The organism is Kitasatospora sp. NPDC029312 (assembly GCF_055569215.1).
Genome location: NZ_JBVHXY010000041.1, coordinates 1 through 20,538, shown reverse-complemented (window position 1 = coordinate 20,538; position 20,538 = coordinate 1). Strand labels below are relative to the sequence as shown.

Here is a 20,538-nt window from a genome sequence, read left to right as displayed (position 1 = left end):
GCCACACCCACACCCCCCCCCCCCCCCCCCCCCCCCCCCCCCCCCCCCCCGCCCCCCCCCCCTCCCCCCCCCCCCCCCCCCCCCCCCCCCTTCGCGTCGACGGCGTCAGGAGGTGCGGTGTTCGACCACGCCCACCAGAGCGGCCAGCGCGGCCCGGGCCGGAACGTCCGGCAGGGCGGACAGCGCGTCGCGGGCGTCCGTCGCGTAGGAGTGCAGGAGCTCCCGGGCGCGTGCCTCCGCGGTGGAACTGCGCAGCAACTCGGCCGCACGGCGCCGGCCGTCCTCGTTCGCGAGCGGGCCGCCCTCCAGGAGCCGGCGCAGTTCCGCCGCGCGCGGCCCGTCCTCGCTCAGCGCCAGCAGCACCGGCAGGGTGCGCACCCCGACGGCGAGGTCGATCCCGGCGTCCTTGCCGGACTCCGCCGGATCGGCGGCGAAGTCCAACAGGTCGTCGGAGAGTTGGAAGACGATGCCGAGGTGCTCGCCGTACTCGGCCAGCGCCCGGACGGCGGGGGCGGGCGCGCCTGCCACCGTGCCGCCCAGGCGCAGCGCCAGGGAGATCAGCGAGGCCGTCTTGTCGGCGATCACCGCGAAGTGGTGGGTCAGCGGGGACTCCCCCGCCGCCGGCCCGGTCAACTCCCGCAGCTGGCCCTGGACGAGGCGTTCGGCGGCGATGCCCTGCAGCCTGACCACCTCGTCGCCCAGGTCCGCGGCGAGCCGGCCGGCCCTGATCAGCAGCCGGTTGCCGAGCTGCACGGCGGTCCGGTTGCCCCAGCGGGCCGGGGCGCTCGGCACGCCGTGCCGGCTGCGGGCGCCGTCCATCACGTCGTCGTGGTGCAGGGAGGCCACGTGTATCAGCTCCACCAGCGCGGCGGCGTCCTGGACCCGGCTCCCCTGGGCCGCGCGGTCCGCTCCGATCCCGGCACCCGTCCCGGCGGCCGCGCCGAACTCGGCGGCGAGCAGCACCAGCAGCGGGCGCAGCCGCTTCCCGCCGGCCTCGATCAGGTACCGCGACCACTCGGCGACCAGCGCGTTGGGCACGTCCGCGGCCACCTCGCGCAGCCGCGCCTCGGAGCCGGCCAGGCCGTCGTGCAGCCGGGCGGTGAGCCCCTGATCGGCCAGGGCCAGGCGGGCCACCAGGGAGTCCGGCCTGGGCTCGGCGGTCAGCGCGGTCATCGTTCCTCCGGGCGAAGCGTCGGTGCGGTCGTTCGAGTCCGACCCTAGGGCCGGGTTCGCGCGCGACCGGATTCCCCCGGGAAGGCTGGCAGCAAGCTGTCAGCGGGCAGGCCCAGGCCCCGGTCCGCGTGGGGTCGGACCGGGGCCTGGGCCTTGCCGCGGCGGCCGTACGGAGCCGCCGTCGGGTCTTTCCGGGGGTCAGGCGCCCATCGCCTCGATGAGGCTCTTGGGGCGCATGTCCGTCCAGTTGGTGTTGATGTAGTCGAGGCAGGACTCGCGGCTCTCCTGGCCGTGCACGACGGTCCAGCCGGCCGGGACCTCGGCGAAGGCGGGCCACAGCGAGTGCTGGTTCTCCTCGTTGACGAGGACGTAGTAGGAGGCGCTGTCGTCCTCGAACGGGTTGGTCGCCATGATCGATCGGGCTCCTGTCGGTTGGTTGCGGTTGGAACGGGCGTCGGCGTCGGTTGGCGTCCGCCGACGACGGTCAGCGGGCGGTCGCGGTGGCGGCCGCCATGCGGTGGCGCACCGCGGAGACGAATCCGGGCAGCCGGTCGATGCCCCAGAAGCGCTGGTAGCCGTCGATGAAGTACGGCACTCCGAACACTCCGTCCCGGTACGGGGCGTTGAGCGCCTCCAGCCCCTGGGCGCGCACCTCCGGGTCCTGCCAGGCGGCGCCCAGCACCGCCGGATCGAGACCGATCGCGGCGCCGATGCCGGCGACGGCCTCCGGCGAGGAGATGTCCAGCCCCTCCTCCCACCTGGCCCGATAGGTCTCGTCGATGAACTGCCGGCCGCGGCCGTGGTCCCTGGCCACCAGGTAGGCCAGGTGCGAAACTTCCCAGTTGGGTGCGTGGTCCATGGGCCACACCATGCGGAGGTCCCGCTCGACGGCCAGTCGGCGGATGTCCTGGAGCACGTAGTGGAACTTCTCCCGCGACAGTTCCACGTAGGGCAGTTGCACCCCGGAGGACTCCAGGTGGTCGTGGTGGGAGTCGTCCGGCTCCCAGAACGGCAGCCAGTCGATCGCTTCCGCGACGTCCGGGTAGCGTGTGGTCAGGTCCCGGTACGCCATCCATGAGTACGCGCTGTTGAACGAGAAGTACCAGCGCGGCGGCTTTCTTGCCATCACTTTCTCCAAGGAATCAGCGAAGAATTGCCGGACGGATTTCTACCGGTCTCCGGCGCGGCCGGACAAGCGGTACTGCAACTAGCTGCCAGGACTGTGCTGTCGGGCATCGGCAACCGGTCCGATCAGACCAGCGCGTCACCGAGCACCGCGGCCGTGTCGATCAGCAGCCCCGCGTGGAGCCGCCCGGGCTCCCGCGACATCAGGGCGATCGGACCGTCCAGCAGCAGCGCCGCGACCACGCGCCCGGCGCGCCCGTGCACCGGTGCCGCGACGGCGGCGAATCCCAGTTCGCCGGCGCCGAGGCTCTGGGCCCAGCCCTGACGGCGGACGCGGTTCAGCGTGAAGCCGCCGAAGCCCGTGCGACTGATGACCCGGTTGATCTCGTCCGGGTCCTCCCACGCCAGGAGCACCTGGGCCCCCGCGCCCGCCCTCATCGGCAGCGCAACGCCCAGCGCCGAGCGGGCCTGCCTCCCCGTGTCCGATCCTTCGGCCGAGGCCACACAGATCCGCAGGTTCCCCTGCCTGCGGTAGAGCCGGGCGCTCGCCCCGGTGCGCTCCCGCAGGTCGGCGAGGGCACGGTCGGCATTCTGCAGCAGCCGGTCGCGCCCGGCCTCGACGGCCAGTTCGCTGATCCGCGGGCCGAGCACGAACCTGCCGTGCGTGTCACGGGTGAGAAACCGGATGTGCTCGAGAGCGGATGCGATCCGGTGCACGGTGGCGCGGGACAGCCCGGTGGCCTCGCTCAGGGCCAGGAGCGAGGCCGGTCCGTCCGCCAGCACGGTGAGCAGCAGGGACGCCTTGTCCAGGACTCCCACTCCGCTGGAGTGCTCTTCGGTCGACGTGGTCATCGGGTCACGCCAGCCGTCGGGCGAGGTCGCGCAGCAGCGAGTCGCGCTCCTCGGCCAGGTAGAAGTGGCCCCCCGGGAACACGGTCAGATCGAAGGGCCCGCCGGCCACGTCGGCCCAGGCCGCCATGTCCGCGGGTGACACGTCCGGATCCCGGTCGCCGACGTAGGCGGTGAGCGGAGCCGACACCGCGAGTGCGGGGCGCGGAAGGTACGTGCCGACGATCCTGAAGTCGGCCCGGATCCCCGGCATCACCAGCTCGAACAGGTCGGGGTCGGTCAGGAGGTCGGCCTCCGTGCCTCCGAGCCGGCGGACCTCGGCGAGGACCGCGTCGTCGTCCCCCAGGTAAGCCTGCTTCGGGTCGACCCGGTGCGGCGCGTGCGAGCCGGACACGTGCAGTCCCTCCAGCCGAGCCCCGTGCAGCTTCTCCAGGCGGCAGGCGACCTCGTACGCCAGACACGCGCCCATGCTGTGCCCGAAGACCGACAGCGGGAGGTCCAGGAACGGCAGCAGTGCCTCACAGACCGCATCGGCGAGCTCCGCCATGCTGTTCGGGAAGGGCTCGCCGATCCGCTCCTGCCGCCCCGGGTACCGGGTCGCCAGCAGTTCCACACCCGCGCCCAGCCGCCCGCTCCAACTGTGGAACGCACTGGCCGCACCCCCCGCGTGCGGTAGGCAGACCAGCCGCCTGACCGGCTTGCCGTCCGGCGCCGGGTGGACCCGGAACCACCGGCGGTCGATCGCGCTCTCGATCATCTCTTGGTCTCCTCCTGGTCCGTCATCCCCGGTCCCGGCCACAGCGGCCCCGATCGCCCCGACGGCCGCCGGGCCTCCGACGGCCAGCGCCTCCGCACCAGGGCCGGTCCGCCGCGGCATCCCGGCGAGGATGCCGCCGGCCCGCCCATCTGCTGGCACTGGGCCCCCTGGCCGGTGACGTTCAGGGCGATCGATGTGACGTCGTGGATCCCGCTTCCCAGCCGACGTGCCGCCGTCTGGTCCGAGTCACGCCGGGCCGGTCCCGCCGGGGGTGCGGGGCCGGCCCGGCCCGTTTCCGCGAACCGGTGCTCGCGCGTTCGGGGCGGAACGCGCGCACCGCTCGCGGGTCTCCGGCAGTCCGCCCAGGGTGACGGCTGCCGGGGTCTTCCGGGATTTCCTGCGGCCGTGGAAATCCACGGCGTGGATTTCCACGGTGAGGATTCCGAATTCGTCCACGATGGTCCGGCGGCGGGTTTCCGGCGCACTCGCGGCCGGTTCCAGGAGAATTTCTAACCGGCCCGCCCGGGGTGGTGCAACGACCGCTTCAGGAAGCTGCCAAGTGGCGCCGACTGGTCGGGGGATCAGGCGGACCGCCGGACCGGTCGCGGCTCCGGCTCCTCACGCAGCAGACCGAGTTCGGCGGCGCGGGCTCCGGCTTGGAAGCGGGAATTCGCGCCCAGCATTTCCATGATCTCCGCGACATACCGTCGATAGGTCCGGACCGACACCGACAGCTCGCGTGCGGCCACGTCGTCCGTCACCCCGGCGTTCAGGCGCTCGAGGATCCTCAGGGCGAACTCGGCCCTGGCCCAGTTCTCGAAGTCGCCCTGCCCCCGGACCGGTACGGCGCTGCGCCACACGCCGGCGAAGAGGTTGTGCACGGCACTGATCACCGAGGCGTCGCGGACCACGGCAGCCGGCCCACCACCGTTCAGCGAGGCGGTGCACAGCAGCACCGCCTGATGGTCCACCAGGATCGCCTGCATCCACGGCAGGCGGGCGGTCCGAGCCTCGAGCGGACGTCCGGCGTCGGTGTGGGCGAGGACGAACTCCCGGTTCATCACGGGCCGCCCGCAGAGCAGTCTGACCTGGACGGCGGATCCGTCCGCCGACAGCAGCGCGTCGAGCCCCCGGTAGACCACGGCGGCCGATTCCTGGTCCGAGGAGAGGACCACCTCCACACCCCGTCTGGCCCGGCCGATGAACGCGGTGACCTCCGCGGCGAAACGGGCGTCGTCGGACCGCAGGACGGTCACCGACGATCCCCGCGCCACCCAGTCCCGGTGCCTGACCATCGTGTCGTCGATCAGGGCCTGGACCTCCAGCAATCCCTGCTCGATCCGGTCCCGCGCCTCGTGGCGGACGCTCGGGCGGAGCGTGGCCGCCCCCGACTCCCTCATGACAACCCCCATGACGTGTTCGCCCATGCACCGTCATGGAACAGCCCACGGGCGGCCGCTCCTACGCCACTGACAGCAAGCTGCGCAGGTCGGCCCGCGACGGGGACTTTCCGGGCCGATCGCTGACGTTGGGTGCCGAGGGTGGTACCGCCGGTAGCGGATTCGGCCCTGCGGAAGAACCCTGTGACCAATTCCGGCCATCCCCGGCGCCGGCCGCTCAGGTTCCCGTCCGCACTCCGGACAACGGCGCACATCCCTTGCGGAGAGTGACAGTTACCGGCCAGCGCCAAAAGCGAGCGGGAGAAAGGGTCCTACCGTGCAAGAGGGCACCTCGAGAAAGGGGATGGGATGAAGAGAAAGCCGACCCCGGTGGGCGGTGAACCGCGGCGCCTCCACGACGATGTCGAGCACGCCGTCTACCACCGCATCATGGAATTGCTGGCCGACGGGAAGGTGCCACACCGCCTGATCCGTCACGAGCCCGAGGGCCGTACCGCCGAGGCCAGCCGGATTCGCGGCCACGCGCTGCGCCAGGCCGCGAAATCCATCGTGGTCAGGATCAAGAAGACCGGCGTTGCGCCGCGGCACAGCGTCGTCGTGGTGCCCGGGGACCGTCGGGTCGACCTTCCCGCTGTCGCCCGGTCACTGGGCGGTGACCGCGCGGCGTTCGCTGACCGGAGCACTGCGGAGCGGCTGACCAACTGCCGCAGCGGGTCGATCGTGCCGTTCTCGTTCCACCAGAACCTGGAACTGCTGGCCGACCCCGAACTGCTCGAACAGGGCGAGATCTTCTTCAACGCGGGCCGTCTCGACCGGTCGCTCGCGGTCCCGGCGGCCGACTGGGCCGCGATCGCCAACCCGCTCCTCGAGGCGGTGGCGCAGCGGCCGCCGGTCGTCCCGGTCGGCTGATCCGCGACCCGCAGCGGCCCGACGGAACACCGACCGGCCGCGGCGGGTCGCGTCCGTCGAAACGCGTGCGGTGCACGGCCCGTCGCCGTGCACCGCACGTCCTCCTGCCTCAGCCGGGCAGCAGTTCCTCGACCAGGTCCGCGGCGCGGGTCGTGCCCCCGTGCTCCCGCAGCTCACGCCGCAGGTCCGCCAGCCGCTCGGCGACGGCAGGATCGGACGCCAGCTCGACGACAGCCGCCCGCAGTTCCGCGGGCGTCACCGTGCCGATGTCGATCCGACGGGCGATCCCCAGGTCGACGACCGAGTCCGCGTTGGCGGGCTGGTCGTTGGCCTGCGGGGCGACGACCATGGGCACGCCGCAGTACAGCCCCTCCTGGATCCCGCCCATGCCACCGTGGGTGACGAACGCGTCGGCCTGGCCGAGTACGGCGAGCTGGGGAAGCCAGTTGTGCACCTCCACGTTGGGCGGCAGCTCGCCGAGGTCGTCGGCGTCGACATGCCGGCCGATCTGGAGCACCAGGTGCCAGTCCGGCAACTCCGCGAAGGCTTCCACGCACACCTGGTAGAAGGACAGCTGGTTGGTGAGGTGCGAGCCCAACGAGACCAGGACGAGCTTCTCGGCACCGGCCGGCCGCTGCCAGTCGCCCTGGTGGGCGCGCCTGCCCAGGCACGGGCCGATGAACGTGAAGCGCTTCTCGTCGACCAGATCGGCGTCCGGCTGCAGGAACCTGGGTACGAGGACCAGGCTGCGCTCCGGCAGGTTGACGAGGTCTCCCGCGTCGATGTCGGGGACCCCGTTGTCCGCGAGCCAGGCGTCGAAGCGCCGGTAGTGCGCCGCTCCGCGAGGGTCCTGCTTCACCTGTTCGACCATCGGGGCCATCCGTTCCCGGTAGCCCTCCGACATGACCCAGGTCGGCGATATCTGGACCGACGGAATTCCCCAGTTCATGGCCAGTATCCGGGCCGGGTAGCCCAGGACGTCGTAGAGGAAGACGTCCGGCCGGTCCTGCTCGTACGCGGCGCGCAGCTGGGGCAGCATCCCGATGGCGTCGTCGAGGAAGACGTCCATCTGGCTGATCTGGTCGGTGACCCGGCCCTCGGTGGTGTCCGTGGCGGGCAGCGCCGACGTGTACGGAACCAGTTCGGCGCCGGTCTCGGTGACGGCGTCCGCGACCGACGGGTCGTTGGCGTACGTGACCCGGTGGCCCCGGGCGACGAGCTCTCTGATCAGCTCCAGATTGGGGTGGAGATGACCGCGGGACGGGATGCTGACCATGGCGATATGGCCAGGACGGGGCATGGTAGTTCCTCCGGGTGCGAGCGATACGGGCGGCCGGTCAGAGCACGACCGGCAGCGAGACCAGTCCGCGCACCAGCAGGCTCGGCCGGTACTGGAGCTCCTGCCGGTCGACCGCCAGGGTGAGACCGGGGTGGCGACCGAGCAGCGCGGTCAGCGCGATGGTGCTCTCCAGCCGCGCGAGCGGGGCACCCAGGCAGTGGTGCACGCCGTGGCCGAAGGCGAGGTGACGGGCCGGACCGGCGGTGTCCAGATCGAAGCCGCCGGGGCCGCCGAGGTGCCGGGGGTCGTGGTTGGCGCCGCCGACCGCGGCGAGCACCGATTCACGGGCGGGGATCGTCACGCCACCGACCTCGACCGGCTCGGTGGTGTAGCGGAAGGTCGCGAGGTGGAACGGCGCGTCGAACCGAAGGGTCTCCTCGACCAGCGCCGGCACCAGCTCCAGGTCCTTCGTGACCCGCGCCTTCTCCTCGGGGTGGTCGATCAGCGCGAGAACGGCGTTGGTGATCAGGGCGTTGGTCGACTCGTGGCCGGCGCCGAGCAGCAGGAAGATCATGGAGATCAGCTCCAGCTGGGTGAACGAGTCGTCGCCCTCGGACACCGTGATCAGCTCGCTGATCATACCTTCGTCCGGGTTGACGCGCTTCTCGTCCAGGAGAGCGGTCAGGTAGGCGACCAGCTCGCCCGCCGCCTTGGACACCTCGGCAGGGTCCGAGACGTTGGTGACCGTGTTGAACTGGCGGTGGAACGAAGCCTGGTCCTGCGCGGGGATGCCGAGCATTCCGCAAATCGTGCCGACCGTCACCGGCAGGGCGAACTGCGCGACCAGGTCGACCGGTTCGCCCGTGGGCAGAGCGTCCAGGACGTCGGCCACGATCGCCTCGACCGCGGGCGCGAGTCCCTTGACCGGGCGGGCGGTGAAGGCCTTGCCGACGAGCTTGCGCAGCCGGGCATGCTCCGCCAAATCGCTGTTGAGCATGTGCCGGACCAGGGCCAGCTCCGGGTGCGCCGCGATGTCCACCTCGTCCTGACCACCGCCACCCCCGCCGAGGACGTCCGGCGCGTTCCGGGGGTCCTTGAGCACCGTCGGATCGGTGAGGACCTTCCGGACGTCCTCGTACCGGGTGACGAGCCAGGTCTGCGGACCCCCCGGGTACATGGTCATCCGGGTCGGCCCCTGCTCGGAGAGTTGGGCGAACAGCGGGTAGGGGTTCTGGATGAAATCAGGCGTCAGCAGCGCGGTCGGCGCCACATTGGTCTCGGTCATGACAAAGCTCCTCACCCACGGCCCAGGCCGTGGACAGATGAGATGACGGGGGGAAGTGAAGGACGGCCGAACCGGTCAGCGGGCCACGGCGCGGCGGTACATCCGCATCGACAGCGGCACGGCGACGGCCAGCAGGACGACGAAGGAGAGGATCGCCACCGGAATCGGATACCGGGCCGGAAAGGAATCCGAGGCGATGCCCGTCGGATTGCCCCACAGGTGGCGGCAGGAACTGGCCACCGCACTCACCGGGTTCCACTCGGCGATCGTGCTCAGCCAGCCGGGCAGACCGTTGAGCGGGATGAAGGCCGAGGACAGGAAGGACAGCGGCATCGCCATGATGAAACCGACGGAGTTGACCGCCTCCGTCCCCCTCAGCCACAGGCCCAGCAGGGCCCCGAGCCACGCCATGGCGAACCCCTGCAGCAGGAGCAGGCCGAACCCGGCCAGCGCCGAGAGGACGCCGGTGTGGATGCGCCAGCCGACCAGGAATCCGACGACCGACATCACCGCACAGGTGATCGCGGACAGCATCAGATCGGAGACCGTTCGCGCGAGCAGGACCGACCCGCGGGACATGGGCAGCGAGCGGAAGCGGTCCACCAGGCCGTTGTTGAGGTCCCCGATGATCCCCAGCGAGGTGTTCCCCATTCCGGAGAGCAGCATCTGGACGAAGACACCGGCCATGATGAAGTCGTGGTAGTCACCGCCCGGCACCTGCATGGCGCTGCCGAACAGGTAGCCGAAGACCAGGACGAAGGCGACCGGCATGATGGTGACACCGATGAGCTTGCTCGGCACCCGTCTGAGGTGCCGCAGGTGGCGGCCGATCAGCACACCCGAGTCGGCGACCAGACTGTTCACACCGCCACCTTCTCCCGCTGTCCGTCGCTTCCGTTCGGTCCGGCCCCGGCCTCGTCGGCGCCCGACCGCTCACCCGGAGGCGTCTTCGCGGCCTTCCCGGTGAGCGACACGAAGACCTCGTCGAGCGAGGGCTTGCGCAGTGCGAAGTCGTCCACTTCCAGGCCCGCGGCCTGGAGGGCCGCCGCGACCGCGGCGACGGCGCCCATGCCACCGCTGATCGTCGCGGAGACCTTCCGGGACTCGCCAGGCTCAGCCGTGGCCGGTCCGCCGGCGGCGGCGCTCACCACCTCGACCGCCCTCGCGATGGCGTCCGCTCGGGCCAGCACCACTTCGATCCGCTCCCCGCCCACCCGGCGCTTCAGCTCGTTCGCGGTGCCGTCGGCGATCACCCGGCCGGTGTCGATGACGGCGATCCGGTCCGCGAGGTGGTCGGCCTCCTCCAGGTACTGGGTCGTCAGGAGCACGGTCACCCCGGCGGCCACCTGGTCCCGGACCATCGCCCACAGGGCCATCCGGCTGGTCGGGTCGAGCCCGGTGGTCGGCTCGTCGAGGAAGATCACGTCGGGCGAGACCAGCAGGCTCGCGGCCAGGTCGAGACGCCGCCGCATGCCGCCCGAGTAGGTGGCACTCGGCCGGTCGGCCGCCGCCGTCAGGTCGAACACCTCCAGCAGTTCGTCCGCCCTGGCCCGGGCCCGCTTCCGGCCCAAGCCGTACAGCCGGCCGATCAGGGTCAGGTTCTCCCGCCCGGTGAGGAGTTCGTCGACCGCCGCGTACTGACCGGTGAGCCCTATCCGCCGACGCACCTCGTTCGGTTCGCGGGCGACGTCGAACCCGGCCACCCGCACCGTGCCCTCGTCGGGCTCCAGAAGTGTCGTCAGGATGCGGATCGTCGTCGTCTTGCCCGCACCGTTCGGTCCCAGGAGTCCGAGCACCGTGCCGGCAGGAACGGACAGGTCCACCCCGCGCAGCGCCTCGGTCTCCCGATAGCGCTTGCGGAGCCCCGCTACTTCGATGGCAAAATCCACCAGCTTCCTCGCAATTCTCCCTGTCGGGCCCGGGTGGAAGGGAGCACGAAGCCCCCACTCACCCAACCAGCCCCGGCGTCAGAGGCGAACAGATCGGCCGGGCCTTGGCAGGTAGTTGTCGACGTTCCCCCGCCCGCAGCGCCGGCACCGCCCGCGCGTCCGGTAGCGGTGGGCGATCGCGGCTCCACCGAGACTCGTTCCCCACACCAGGAAGGTCGCGTACGTCAGCTGGTTCCCGGGATGCTCGATGCCTCCCAGACGCCCGGGCGCCGGCTTGACCACACCGATCGCGTAGCCGAGCGAGGCCGCGACGCCCTGCAGGCCGTACGGGGTCAACGCCGCGGCGGCGACCAGCGGTGGACCCTCGGCGAGCCATGGCGGAACCGCGCGACCGGCCAGGCCCGGCACCCACCGGGGGAACCGTTCGCCCCAGGGCCGGGCCAGTCCCACGGTGAGCCCGCCCGCCGCGGACGCCAGCGCGCCCAGCGTCGCCACCGCCCCCGCGGTACCGGGCGCGCTGAGTTCGGCCGCGCCCTCCTCGGGGATCCCGAAGGGGACGCCGAGCGCCCAGAGCCAGTGGGGGACGGCGAAGCCGACCACCGGGACGGCCGCCGCCAGGTAGGCCGGCCAGCGCGGCACCTCCCCGGGCCGGTGTCCGTGCCCGCCGGGGGAGCCAGAGGAACCGGGCGAGCCTGGGGAGCCGGGGAGGCGACCGCAGGCCAAGCACGCCCCGCTCCGGCGACGCCGGTCCAGCAGCGTCGCCCGGGTCCAGGCCGCTCCGCCGGCCACCAGGCAGACGCGCCGGGCGAAGTCCGGCCAGACCACCTCCCGACCGTGCAGGGTGACCACTCTGGCGAGGTCCAGCACCAGCTTCCCCGGACCGGCGGCGAGCAGCACCGCACCGGTCCCCCAGCCGAGCGCCTCCCGCCCCGCGCCCCGGAGTGACGGCGCGAGCCCTCCCTCCGCCGCGGGCCCGTCACCGCGAGCGGCACGGGACAACCGCGCCAGTCCGGAGCCCAGCGCGAGCAATCCGCCCGCCTGACCCGCACCCCGGAGGATGCGGCGGCCCGCCCGGGCCCGGACCGCCGCCACGGCGGCGGCCCGGGCGCTGGAAGCGGCACGTCCACGGTTCGGCACGTCAGCCCCGATCCCGCAGGAGGCCCGCCAGTACCTCGCCGATCGCCGCGATCGGCTCCGGCCGGGTCATCCGGTCGTGTGCGCAGTCGATCAGGTGGCTGACCACCCGTCCCCTCACGTACGGCTGCCAGTCAGCCGCCATCGCCTCCGGCTTCTCCTTGCCTTCGGCGGCGACGAAGACCAGCACGTCGCCGTCGAAGCTCTCCAGCCGGGCGCTCGGCAGGATGCGGCCGAAGTTCTCGCCGATGTCAGCGAGCGCCACGATGTGCCGCTCCTCCAGCCAGGCGAGCGCGCTGTCCCCGCGCCGGAGCACCTCCATCACGTCGCCGTACGTCAGCAGACCGTCGCCGAGACCGCTCGGATCGAATCCGAGGAACTGCAGCAGGGCGGCCAGGACGCCGGCTGTGCGCTCGGCCGGGTCCTGCGGAACCTCCGGCACTTCAGCACCGTTCCCGTCCTCGTCCCGCAGCGGGTAGACGTCCAGCAGCGACAGCAGTGCGACCTCCTCCCCCTGCCGCTGCAGCTCGGTCGCGATCAGGTGAGCGATGATGCCGCCGAAGGACCAGCCCAGCAGGTGGTACGGACCGTGCGGCTGGACCGAACGGATCTGCTCCAGGTAGTCCCCGGCCAGCTCCGCCATGCTGCCCGGAAGCGCGTCCGGCCGGGCGAGCCCCCGGGCCTGCAGCGCGTAGACCGGGTGCTCCGCCGGGATGTGCCGCAGCAGCCCGGAGTACGTCCAGCCGATGCCGGCCCCGGGGTGGATGCAGAACAGCGGGCCGCGGTCACCCGACGGCCGCAGCGGCAGCAGCACGTCGAGCGGGTCCTGGTCGGCGGCGGTGTCCAGGCGGGCGGCGAAGGCCGCCACCGTCGGCGCCTCCATCAGCGCCCTGATGCTGACCTTGACGCCCAGGGTGGACCGGACCCGGGTGACCAGGCGGGTCGCCTGGAGCGAGTCGCCGCCGAGGTCGAAGAACCCGTCCTCGACACCGACCCGCGGCACCCCCAGCACCTCGGAGAACAGCTCGCAGAGCACTTCCTCGCGCGGGTTGCGGGGACCCGTGCCGGTCGGCGCCGGCTCGAACCCCGGTGCGGGCAGCGCCTTCCGGTCGAGCTTCCCGTTCGCGGTGATCGGCAGGGTGTCCAGCGGCACGATCGCCGCCGGCACCATGTGGGCCGGAAGTGAGCCGGCGAGCCAGGCCCGCAGCTCCGCCGGTCCGGGCAGCACCGCGTCCGGACGGGCCACGGGGTAGGCGACCACCCGCTTGTGCCCCGGCTCGTCCTCGCGGACGACGGCGGCCGCCCGTGCCACCGCGGGGTGTGCCGTGAGAGCGGACTCGACCTCGCCGAGCTCGATCCGGAATCCCCTCACCTTGACCTGGCCGTCGGCCCGTCCGACGAAGTCCAGCTCGCCGTCGGGCCGCAGCCGAACCAGGTCCCCGGTGCGGTACATCCGGGCCCCCGGACGGCCCGCCGGGTCGGCGACGAACCGCTCGGCGGTCAGCCCCGGCCGGGACCAGTAGCCCCGGGCCAGGCCGGCACCGGAGACGTACAACTCGCCCACGGTGCCGGGCGGCACGGGCCGCAGCTCCGGGCCGAGGACCCGAAGCGAGGTACCGGGCAGGGGCAGTCCGATCGCCGGTTCCCGACGTCCTGCCAGGGGCCGGCTCACGGTCGCCACGACCGTGGTCTCGGTCGGCCCGTAGGCGTTGATCATCCGACGGCCGGGGGACCACCGCGCCACCAGGTCCGCCGAGCAGGCGTCACCGCCCACCACCAGCGTCCTCAAGTCCGGCAGTTCGCCGTCCGGCACGGTCGCCAGCGCTGCCGGCGGGATCAGCGTGTGGCTGATCCGCAGGCCCGCCAGGGCCTGTGCCAGCGCCTCGCCGGCCAGCGGGCCCTCCGTCGGCACCACCAGGGTGGCGCCCGACAGCAGTGCGCTGCACAGCTCCAGCACGGCGGCGTCGAAGCTCGGCGAGGCGAACTGCAGGACGCGGCTCTCCCCGGTGACCTCGTAGTGCGCGATCTGGCCTGCCGCGAACGCCGCCAGGCCCTCGTGCGGTACGACGACGCCCTTGGGGGTGCCGGTCGAACCGGAGGTGAAGATGACGTACGCCGGGTTGGCGGGCACCGGTCGTGCCGGCGCGGTGCCGGCCGACGGTTCCGCCGCGGGGCTGAGGTCCACCTCCTCCAGCAGCAGCCGGGGCACTCCGCGGTCCGGAACGCCCTCCGCGACCGCGCCGACGGTGACCAGCAGGACCGGCCGGACGTCGTCGAGCATGAACGCGATCCGGTCACGCGGGTAGTCCGGGTCCACCGGGACGTAGGCCGCACCGGCCTTCACCACCGCGAGGACGGCCACCACCATGTCCAGCGACCGCGGCAGCGCGAGGGCCACGAACCGCTCCGGTCCGGCTCCTCGGGCGGCCAGCAGCCGGGCCAGCCGACCGGCCCGGGCGTCCAGCTCCGCGTAGGACAGGACCGTGCCGCCGTACTCGACGGCCGGCGCGTCCGGGGTGCGCGCCACCTGGGCCTCGAACAGCTCCGGCAGCGTGGCGGCCGGGCGGCCGGCCGGCACCGGGACGGGGAGCGCGGCCACGACCCCGGACTCGTCCGCCGCCAGCACGTCGATCCGGCCGAGCAGTTGCTCCGGCTGACGGGCGAGCAGCCCGAAGAGCCGCACCAGTCGGCCCGCGAGCCGGTCGACGGCTTCCTCCGCGAGGAGGCCGCGCTGGTAGCCGAGCTTGAGCCGCAGGCGGTCGCCGTCCATCATCGCCGTGAGGCTCAGCGGGTAGTGGGTACCGTCCTGGGTGCCGGTGCCGACGATGCGCACGCCTCCGTCGGCCGCCGGCAGCCCGGTCGGCACCGCCGGGTAGTTCTCGAAGACGGTCACCGTGTCGAACAGCTCACCGAGACCGGCGAGTCGTTGCACCTCCGCGAGCCCCAGCCACTGGTGCGCCATCAGCCCCGACTGCTGGTCCTGGAGCGCGGCGAGCACCGTCTCCAGGGACGCGGCCGGGTCCAGCCGCACCCGGACCGGAAGGGTGTTGATGAACAGGCCGACCATGCCCTCGATGCCAGGCACCTCCGGCGGACGGCCCGAGACCGTTCCCCCGAACACGACGTCCTGGCGCCCCGTCAGCCGACCGAGCAGCACCGCCCAGGCGCCCTGGATCACGGTGCTGAGCGTCAGGCCGCGGCTCCTCGCGGTGGCGGACAGCTCCTGCGTGAGCGCCTCGGAGAGCGCCACCGACGTCTCTCCCGAGCCCTCGCCGTCCCCGCCACCCGTCAGGGCGGCGGCGACCAGCGTCGGCTCCTCCAGTCCGGCGAGCGCGTGCCGCCAGGCCTCGCTCGCCGCTTCCCCGTCCTGCTCGGCCAGCCAGGCCAGGTAGTCCCGGTACGCGGTGGCCCGCGGGAGCCCGGCGTCGTCGCCGTGCCGGGTGTACAGCACGGCGAGCTCCCCCATCAGGAGCGGGACCGACCAGCCGTCCAACAGGATGTGGTGGTTGGTCAGCACGAAGCGGTAGCGCTCGGCCGCGAGCTTCACCAGCGTGAACCGCACCAGCGGCGCGGCGGCCAGGTCGAACCGCTGTGCGCGGTCGGTGGCCAGGAGGTCGCTCCAGGCGGATTCCCGATCGGCCTCGGGGAGCGCGCTGAGGTCCACCTCGCGCCAGGGCGTGTCGCCCTCCGCGGGGACGACCTGCACCGGCCGGGTCAGTCCGTCCCCCCAGAACGCGGCGCGCAGGTTCGGGTGGCGCCGCAGGAGCGTACGGGTGGCCGCCCGCAGCGCCGTGCCGTCGACCCGGCCCTCCAGGTCCAGCGTCAGCTGCACGGTGTAGTGGTCGCTCTGCTGGTCGTCGTACAGCGCGTGGTAGAGCAGGCCTTCCTGGAGCGGCGAGAGCGGCAGGACGTCGGCCACCTCCGGCCAGGCCCGCTCGATCCGCTCGACCTCCGGCTGGGACAGCCGGACCAGCGGAAGGTCGGACGGGGTGCGGCCGCCGGCACCGGGCCGGTCCGCGTGGTCCGCGAGTGCCTGCAGACACCGGGCCCACAGCAGGGCCAGCTCCTCGACGCCCTCCTCCGCGAGCAGGCCCCCGGGCCACGTCCAGGTGGCGATCAGCCTGCTCCCGTCGGTGTAGTCCTCCGCGAGCACGTTCACGTCCAGCACGTGCGCGAGCGGCTGCTGCTCGCCACTGCCCGGGGCGCCGCCTTCCGTCAGTTCGACGACCGGCTCCCCGTCCGGGTGGTCACCGTCCGACGGCGTGGGAACGGCGACCGGGAACCGGCCCAGGTAGTTGAAACCCACCTGGGGAGCCGGGAGCGCCGCGAGTTCCGCTGCCGTCCCGGGATTCAGGTAGCGGAGCAGGCCGAAGCCGATGCCGTTGTCCGGCACGGCCCGGATCTGCTCCTTGATCCGCTTCAACGCGGCGCCCGCCGCCGGCCCGCCGGCCAGCACCTCGTCGTGGTCCACCGTGCCGGGATCCAGCCGCAGCGGGTACACGCTGGTGAACCATCCCACGGTCCGGGACAGGTCCACCCCCGCCACGACCTCCTCACGGCCGTGCCCCTCGACCTCCACCAGCAGCTCGCGGGCGTCGCCCAGGCCCCGCCGGCGCCGCCACTGCCCCATGGCCAGGGTCAGCGCGGCCAGCAGCACGTCGTTGGTCCCGGCGTGGAACGCCGCCGGCACCCTGCTCAGCAACCGTGCGGACAGCCCGGCCGGCAGGCTCAGCCGCAGCTCCCGGGCGGTCCCGGCCACGTCCCGCGTGCGGTCCAGCGGCCGCTCGGCCAGCCGTGGATCGGCGCCTTCCAGAACCGACCGCCACAACGGCAGCTCGGCGACCCGGGCCGGCTCGTGGGCCAGGCCCGCCAGCAGCCCGGTCCAGCGGCGGAGTGAGGTACCGACCGGAGCGAACTCCGGCTGCCCGCCCGACTCCACGGCCTCGACGGCAGCCCGCAGGTCGGGAACCAGGATCCGCCAGGAGACTCCGTCGACCACGAGGTGGTGCAGGACCAGCAGCAGTTGACCCGGCTCGTCGCCGCCGGCGTCGAAGAACACCGCGCGGACCATCGCACCGCGCTCCGGGTCGAGACGCTTCCTGGCCGCCCGGAAGTGCTCCGCGACCACCGCCCGGCGAGCCGTCTCGTCCAGCCCGGACACGTCGACCCGGTCGATGCAGTCCCGCGCGTCGACCGACCCGCGCGGCCCGATCTCGAACCGCCACGGGCCGTCGCCCTCGGTGCCGTTCGTGACCATGCGCAGGGCGTCATGGTGGTCCAGGACCGCCTGGAGTGCCGCCGTGAGGGTCTCCGGATCCTGTCCGGGCCGCACCGGCACGGGCATCGACTGGTTGAACTCATCGATCGGGCCGCCGAGTTCGCGCAGCCAGTGCACGATCGGGCCGGGCTCCACCGGACCGGTGCCGATGTCCTCCGGCTGCTCCTGCTCCCCGTCCACCGGCACCGCCACCGCGGCCAGCGCCGCGACCGTCCGGTGCCGGAACACGTCCCGCGGTGTCAGTACCAGGCCGGCACGGCGCGCCCGGCTCACCAGTTGGATCGAGACGATGCTGTCACCACCCAGGTCGAAGAAACCGTCGTCGACCCCGACCTCCGGCAGTCCGAGCGTCTCGGCGAACAGCGCGGCCAGGATCCGCTCCCGCTCCGTGTGCGGCGCCCGTCCCGAACCCGCCGGGGTGAACTCCGGGGCCGGCAGCGCCCGGTAGTCGAGCTTCCCGTTCGCGGTCAACGGCAGGCGGTCGAGCGTGACCAGGGCTGCCGGGACCATGTAGTCCGGCAGCGTCTCGGCCAGGTGGTCGCGCAACTCGGCGTGGGTCAGCCCGAGGCCCGGGGCGACGACGAGGTACGCCGTCAGGCGCTTGTCGCCCGGACGGTCCTCCCGTACCACGACCGCCACCTGCGCCACCGCGGGGTGGGCGGCGGCCGCGGCCTCGATCTCGCTCAGCGCGATCCGGAAGCCACGCACCTTCACCTGGTCGTCGCCCCGGCCGAGGAAGACCAGGTCTCCGTCGTCGTTCCACCGCACCAGGTCCCCGGTCCGGTACATCCGCTCGCCGGCCGGTCCGTAGGGGTCCGCGACGAAGCGTTCGGCCGTCAGGCCGGGCTGCAGCCAGTAGCCGCGGGCCAGGCCGGCACCGGCGATGTACAGCTCACCGGCGACGCCCGCGGGGACCGGCTGGAGCCCCGGGTCCAGGACGTAGAGGCGCATGTTGTCGAGCGGCCGCCCGATCGGGACGGAGTTCGGCAGTTCACGGTCGGGCAGCAACCGGTGGTGCGAGGCGAAGGTCGTCGTCTCGGTGGGGCCGTAGCCGTCGACCACGACCGTGCCCGGGCAGGCCTCCCGCACCCGCCGAACGGCGGCGGCCGGGACGACGTCGCCACCGGTCCAGACCTCGCGCACGCCGCTGAGCGCCTCCGGGGCCTCCTCGGCCAGGACCCGGAAGAGTCCCGCCGTCAGCCACAGGCCGGTGACCCGGTGCCGTGCGACGGTCCGCCCGATGGCCGTCACGTCGAGGTCGCCGTCCGGCGCGACCACGACCTCGCCACCGTTCAGCAGCGGCACCCACAGTTCGTAGGTCGACGCGTCGAACGCCTGCGGCGAGTGCAGCAGGACCCGCTCGTGCGCCCCGCCGCGGAACGCCCGGTCGTGGGCGAGGTGCAGGACGTCACGGTGACGAACTGCCACGCCCTTCGGCACGCCGGTCGACCCGGAGGTGAACATGATGTATGCCAGGCCGTCCGGGTGACCCGGGACGGCCGGGACGTCGGCGGACCACTCCGCCTCCCGGTCCGCCCCGTCGACGACGACCAGGCCGGCCTCGTGAGCGAACTGGTCGCGCCAGGACGCCGCGTCGGTCAGCAGGACCGCCGCGCCGGTCTCCCGGACCACCCGCTCCAGCCGCGACGCCGGGGCACGCCCGTCCAGCGGGACGTAGACGGCATCGGCCTTGAGCACTGCCAGGACGGAGACCACCAGGTCGACCGCGCGCCGCTGGAGGATCGCCACCCGGGACTGCGCGTTCACGCCCAGCCCCAGCAGCCGGTGGGCCAGCCCGTTCGCCCGGGCGTCCAGCTCCGCGTACGTCACCTGCTCGTCCCCGCAGCGCACCGCGACAGCGCCCGGCGTACGCGCCACCTGCTCGGCGAAGCACCGCTGAATCGTTTCGGCGGCCTCCGGCGTCTCGGTGGGAGCGGGGTTCCACTCCGTCAGGATCCTGCGACGCTCGGCGCGCGCCAGGATGTCCACCCGACCGATCGGACGGGCCGGCTCGGCCACCGCCGAAGCCAGGAACCGGGCCAGCCGCTCGGCCAGGCGGTCCGCGGACGGCTGCTCGAACAGATCGCGGCTGAACTCCAGCCGTCCTTCGATGCCGGCCGCGGTGCCGTCCGCCGCCCGCCGCTCCACGAAGGTGAAGGACAGGTCGAACTTGGCCGCGTCGGTGCGTACCGGCTGCTGCTCGATGCGCAGACCGGGCAGCTCCACCACGGCATCCGCGGTGTTCTGGAGGGTGAGGGCGACCTGGAAGAGCGGGTGCCGGGAGAGCGAGCGATCGGGGTTGACCACCTCGACCAGGCGCTCGAACGGCACGTCCTGGTGCGCGAAGGCGGAAAGACCGCCCTCGCGAGCACGGGCGACCAGCTCGCGGAAGCTCGGGTCGCCGGAGGTGTCGGTCCGCAGGACCAGGGTGTTGACGAAGAAGCCGACCAGGTCGTTCAAGGCCTCATCGGTGCGCCCGGCGATCGGGCTGCCGATCGCGATGTCGTCGCCGGCACCCAGCCGGGACAGCAACGCCGCCAGGCCCGCCTGCAACACCATGAAGACACTCGCACCGGTCTCGCGGGCCAGCTCCTCGAGACGGCGGTGGACCTCCCGCTCGATCCGGAAGGCCGTCTCACCGCCGCGGTAGGTGCTCTGGGCCGGGCGGGGGCGGTCGGTGGGCAGTGCGAGCTCGTCCGGCAGACCGGCCAGGGCCTGCTGCCAGTAGGCGAGTTGCCGCGAGATCGCGCTCTGCGGATCGTCCTCGCTGCCCAGCACCTGCTGCTGCCACAGCGTGTAGTCCACGTACTGCACCGGCAGTGGCGCCCAGGTCGGTGCCCAGCCCTCGGCGCGGGCGGCGTAAGCCGTCGCGAGGTCGTTCGCCAGCGGCGTCGTCGACCAGCCGTCGCCGGCGATGTGGTGCAGCACCAGCAACAGGACGTGGTCCTGCTGACCCAGGGTGAAGAGGTGCGCCCGCAGCGGGGGCACGCGCTCCAGGTCGAAGCCCAACGACGCGGCCTCGGTGAGCCGGGCGTCCAGGGTCTCGGCGGCGACGTCCACCGACAGGAGCTCGGGGCGCGCTTCGTCGAGGGCCAGGACCTGCTGGTGCGGAACGCCGTCGATCTCGGGGAAGACCGTGCGCAGGCTCTCGTGCCGCTCCACCACGTCCGCCAGAGCCGCCTGCAGGGCGGCCCGGTCGAGGTCACCGGAGAAACGGACCGCGATCGGGATGTTGTAGGTCGCGTTCGGCCCGTCGAAGCGGTTGATGAACCACAGCCGGCGCTGGGCGAACGACAGCGGAACCCGCTCCGGACGGACCACCGGCGCCAGTGCCGAACGCGCCCCGTCCGCATCACCGATCCGCGCCGCCAACCCCGCCACCGTCGGCGCCTCGAACACCGCCCGGATCGGCACCTCCACACCGAACACCGACCGCACCCGCGACACCAACCGCGTCGCC

At 72.9% G+C, this 20,538-nt stretch carries 13 protein-coding genes; 1 reads left to right on the top strand and 12 read right to left on the bottom strand.

Annotated features, from left to right (window positions below):
• Window positions 1-105 precede the first annotated feature (105 nt).
• The 6 genes from ACZ4WV_RS27720 to ACZ4WV_RS27695 form a co-directional block, all read right to left on the bottom strand.
• Window positions 106-1,173, bottom strand: a complete 1,068-nt coding sequence (locus ACZ4WV_RS27720) for a polyprenyl synthetase family protein (protein WP_465751313.1) — start codon at window positions 1,171-1,173, stop codon at window positions 106-108.
• Window positions 1,174-1,371: 198 nt separating this feature from the next.
• Entirely contained in the window at window positions 1,372-1,584 is a 213-nt protein-coding gene (locus tag ACZ4WV_RS27715; RefSeq protein ID WP_465751311.1) for an MbtH family protein, read from the bottom strand.
• Between the two features lie 73 nt (window positions 1,585-1,657).
• Window positions 1,658-2,299 carry a DsbA family protein gene (locus ACZ4WV_RS27710; RefSeq protein WP_465751309.1) on the bottom strand — a complete coding sequence of 214 codons (642 nt, stop codon included), beginning with the start codon at window positions 2,297-2,299 and terminating at the stop codon, window positions 1,658-1,660.
• 125 nt (window positions 2,300-2,424) lie between these two features.
• Window positions 2,425-3,150, bottom strand: coding sequence for an IclR family transcriptional regulator (locus ACZ4WV_RS27705; RefSeq protein WP_465751307.1), 726 nt, complete (start codon window positions 3,148-3,150; stop codon window positions 2,425-2,427).
• Window positions 3,151-3,154: 4 nt separating this feature from the next.
• A complete protein-coding gene (locus ACZ4WV_RS27700) occupies window positions 3,155-3,904 on the bottom strand; it encodes a thioesterase II family protein (protein WP_465751305.1) in 750 nt (249 codons plus the stop codon).
• Window positions 3,905-4,485: 581 nt separating this feature from the next.
• Window positions 4,486-5,304 carry a LuxR family transcriptional regulator gene (locus ACZ4WV_RS27695; protein ID WP_465751303.1) on the bottom strand — a complete coding sequence of 273 codons (819 nt, stop codon included), beginning with the start codon at window positions 5,302-5,304 and terminating at the stop codon, window positions 4,486-4,488.
• Window positions 5,305-5,652: 348 nt separating this feature from the next.
• Here ACZ4WV_RS27695 and ACZ4WV_RS27690 point away from each other — a divergent pair, with 348 nt between their 5' ends.
• On the top strand, window positions 5,653-6,213 hold the full coding sequence (locus ACZ4WV_RS27690; RefSeq protein ID WP_465751301.1) for a YbaK/EbsC family protein: 561 nt from the start codon (window positions 5,653-5,655) through the stop codon (window positions 6,211-6,213).
• A gap of 109 nt (window positions 6,214-6,322) precedes the next feature.
• Here ACZ4WV_RS27690 and ACZ4WV_RS27685 read toward each other — a convergent pair whose 3' ends face one another.
• The 6 genes from ACZ4WV_RS27685 to ACZ4WV_RS27660 form a co-directional block, all read right to left on the bottom strand.
• Window positions 6,323-7,513 (bottom strand): macrolide family glycosyltransferase, encoded by a 1,191-nt coding sequence (locus ACZ4WV_RS27685; protein ID WP_465751299.1) that lies wholly within the window; start codon window positions 7,511-7,513, stop codon window positions 6,323-6,325.
• Between the two features lie 37 nt (window positions 7,514-7,550).
• A complete protein-coding gene (locus tag ACZ4WV_RS27680; protein ID WP_465751297.1) occupies window positions 7,551-8,777 on the bottom strand; it encodes a cytochrome P450 family protein in 1,227 nt (408 codons plus the stop codon).
• 75 nt (window positions 8,778-8,852) lie between these two features.
• Window positions 8,853-9,641, bottom strand: coding sequence for an ABC transporter permease (locus ACZ4WV_RS27675; protein WP_465751295.1), 789 nt, complete (start codon window positions 9,639-9,641; stop codon window positions 8,853-8,855).
• Window positions 9,638-10,666, bottom strand: coding sequence for an ATP-binding cassette domain-containing protein (locus tag ACZ4WV_RS27670; protein ID WP_465751293.1), 1,029 nt, complete (start codon window positions 10,664-10,666; stop codon window positions 9,638-9,640). Before ACZ4WV_RS27670 ends, ACZ4WV_RS27675 begins: the two co-directional genes overlap by 4 nt.
• 78 nt (window positions 10,667-10,744) lie before the next feature.
• Window positions 10,745-11,563 carry a hypothetical protein gene (locus ACZ4WV_RS27665; RefSeq protein WP_465751291.1) on the bottom strand — a complete coding sequence of 273 codons (819 nt, stop codon included), beginning with the start codon at window positions 11,561-11,563 and terminating at the stop codon, window positions 10,745-10,747.
• Between the two features lie 241 nt (window positions 11,564-11,804).
• On the bottom strand, window positions 11,805-20,507 hold the full coding sequence (locus ACZ4WV_RS27660) for an amino acid adenylation domain-containing protein (RefSeq protein WP_465751289.1): 8,703 nt from the start codon (window positions 20,505-20,507) through the stop codon (window positions 11,805-11,807).
• Window positions 20,508-20,538: the final 31 nt, after the last annotated feature.

What these genes read in the sequence shown, in the direction of transcription:
- ACZ4WV_RS27695 (WP_465751303.1), bottom strand. Translation starts at nt 5,304, where the DNA reads ATGAGGGAGTCGGGGGCGGCCACGCTCCGCCCGAGCGTCCGCCACGAG.
- ACZ4WV_RS27720 (WP_465751313.1), bottom strand. Translation starts at nt 1,173, where the DNA reads ATGACCGCGCTGACCGCCGAGCCCAGGCCGGACTCCCTGGTGGCCCGC.
- ACZ4WV_RS27690 (WP_465751301.1), top strand. Translation starts at nt 5,653, where the DNA reads ATGAAGAGAAAGCCGACCCCGGTGGGCGGTGAACCGCGGCGCCTCCAC.
- ACZ4WV_RS27710 (WP_465751309.1), bottom strand. Translation starts at nt 2,299, where the DNA reads ATGGCAAGAAAGCCGCCGCGCTGGTACTTCTCGTTCAACAGCGCGTAC.
- ACZ4WV_RS27700 (WP_465751305.1), bottom strand. Translation starts at nt 3,904, where the DNA reads ATGATCGAGAGCGCGATCGACCGCCGGTGGTTCCGGGTCCACCCGGCG.
- ACZ4WV_RS27705 (WP_465751307.1), bottom strand. Translation starts at nt 3,150, where the DNA reads ATGACCACGTCGACCGAAGAGCACTCCAGCGGAGTGGGAGTCCTGGAC.
- ACZ4WV_RS27685 (WP_465751299.1), bottom strand. Translation starts at nt 7,513, where the DNA reads ATGCCCCGTCCTGGCCATATCGCCATGGTCAGCATCCCGTCCCGCGGT.
- ACZ4WV_RS27680 (WP_465751297.1), bottom strand. Translation starts at nt 8,777, where the DNA reads ATGACCGAGACCAATGTGGCGCCGACCGCGCTGCTGACGCCTGATTTC.
- ACZ4WV_RS27715 (WP_465751311.1), bottom strand. Translation starts at nt 1,584, where the DNA reads ATGGCGACCAACCCGTTCGAGGACGACAGCGCCTCCTACTACGTCCTC.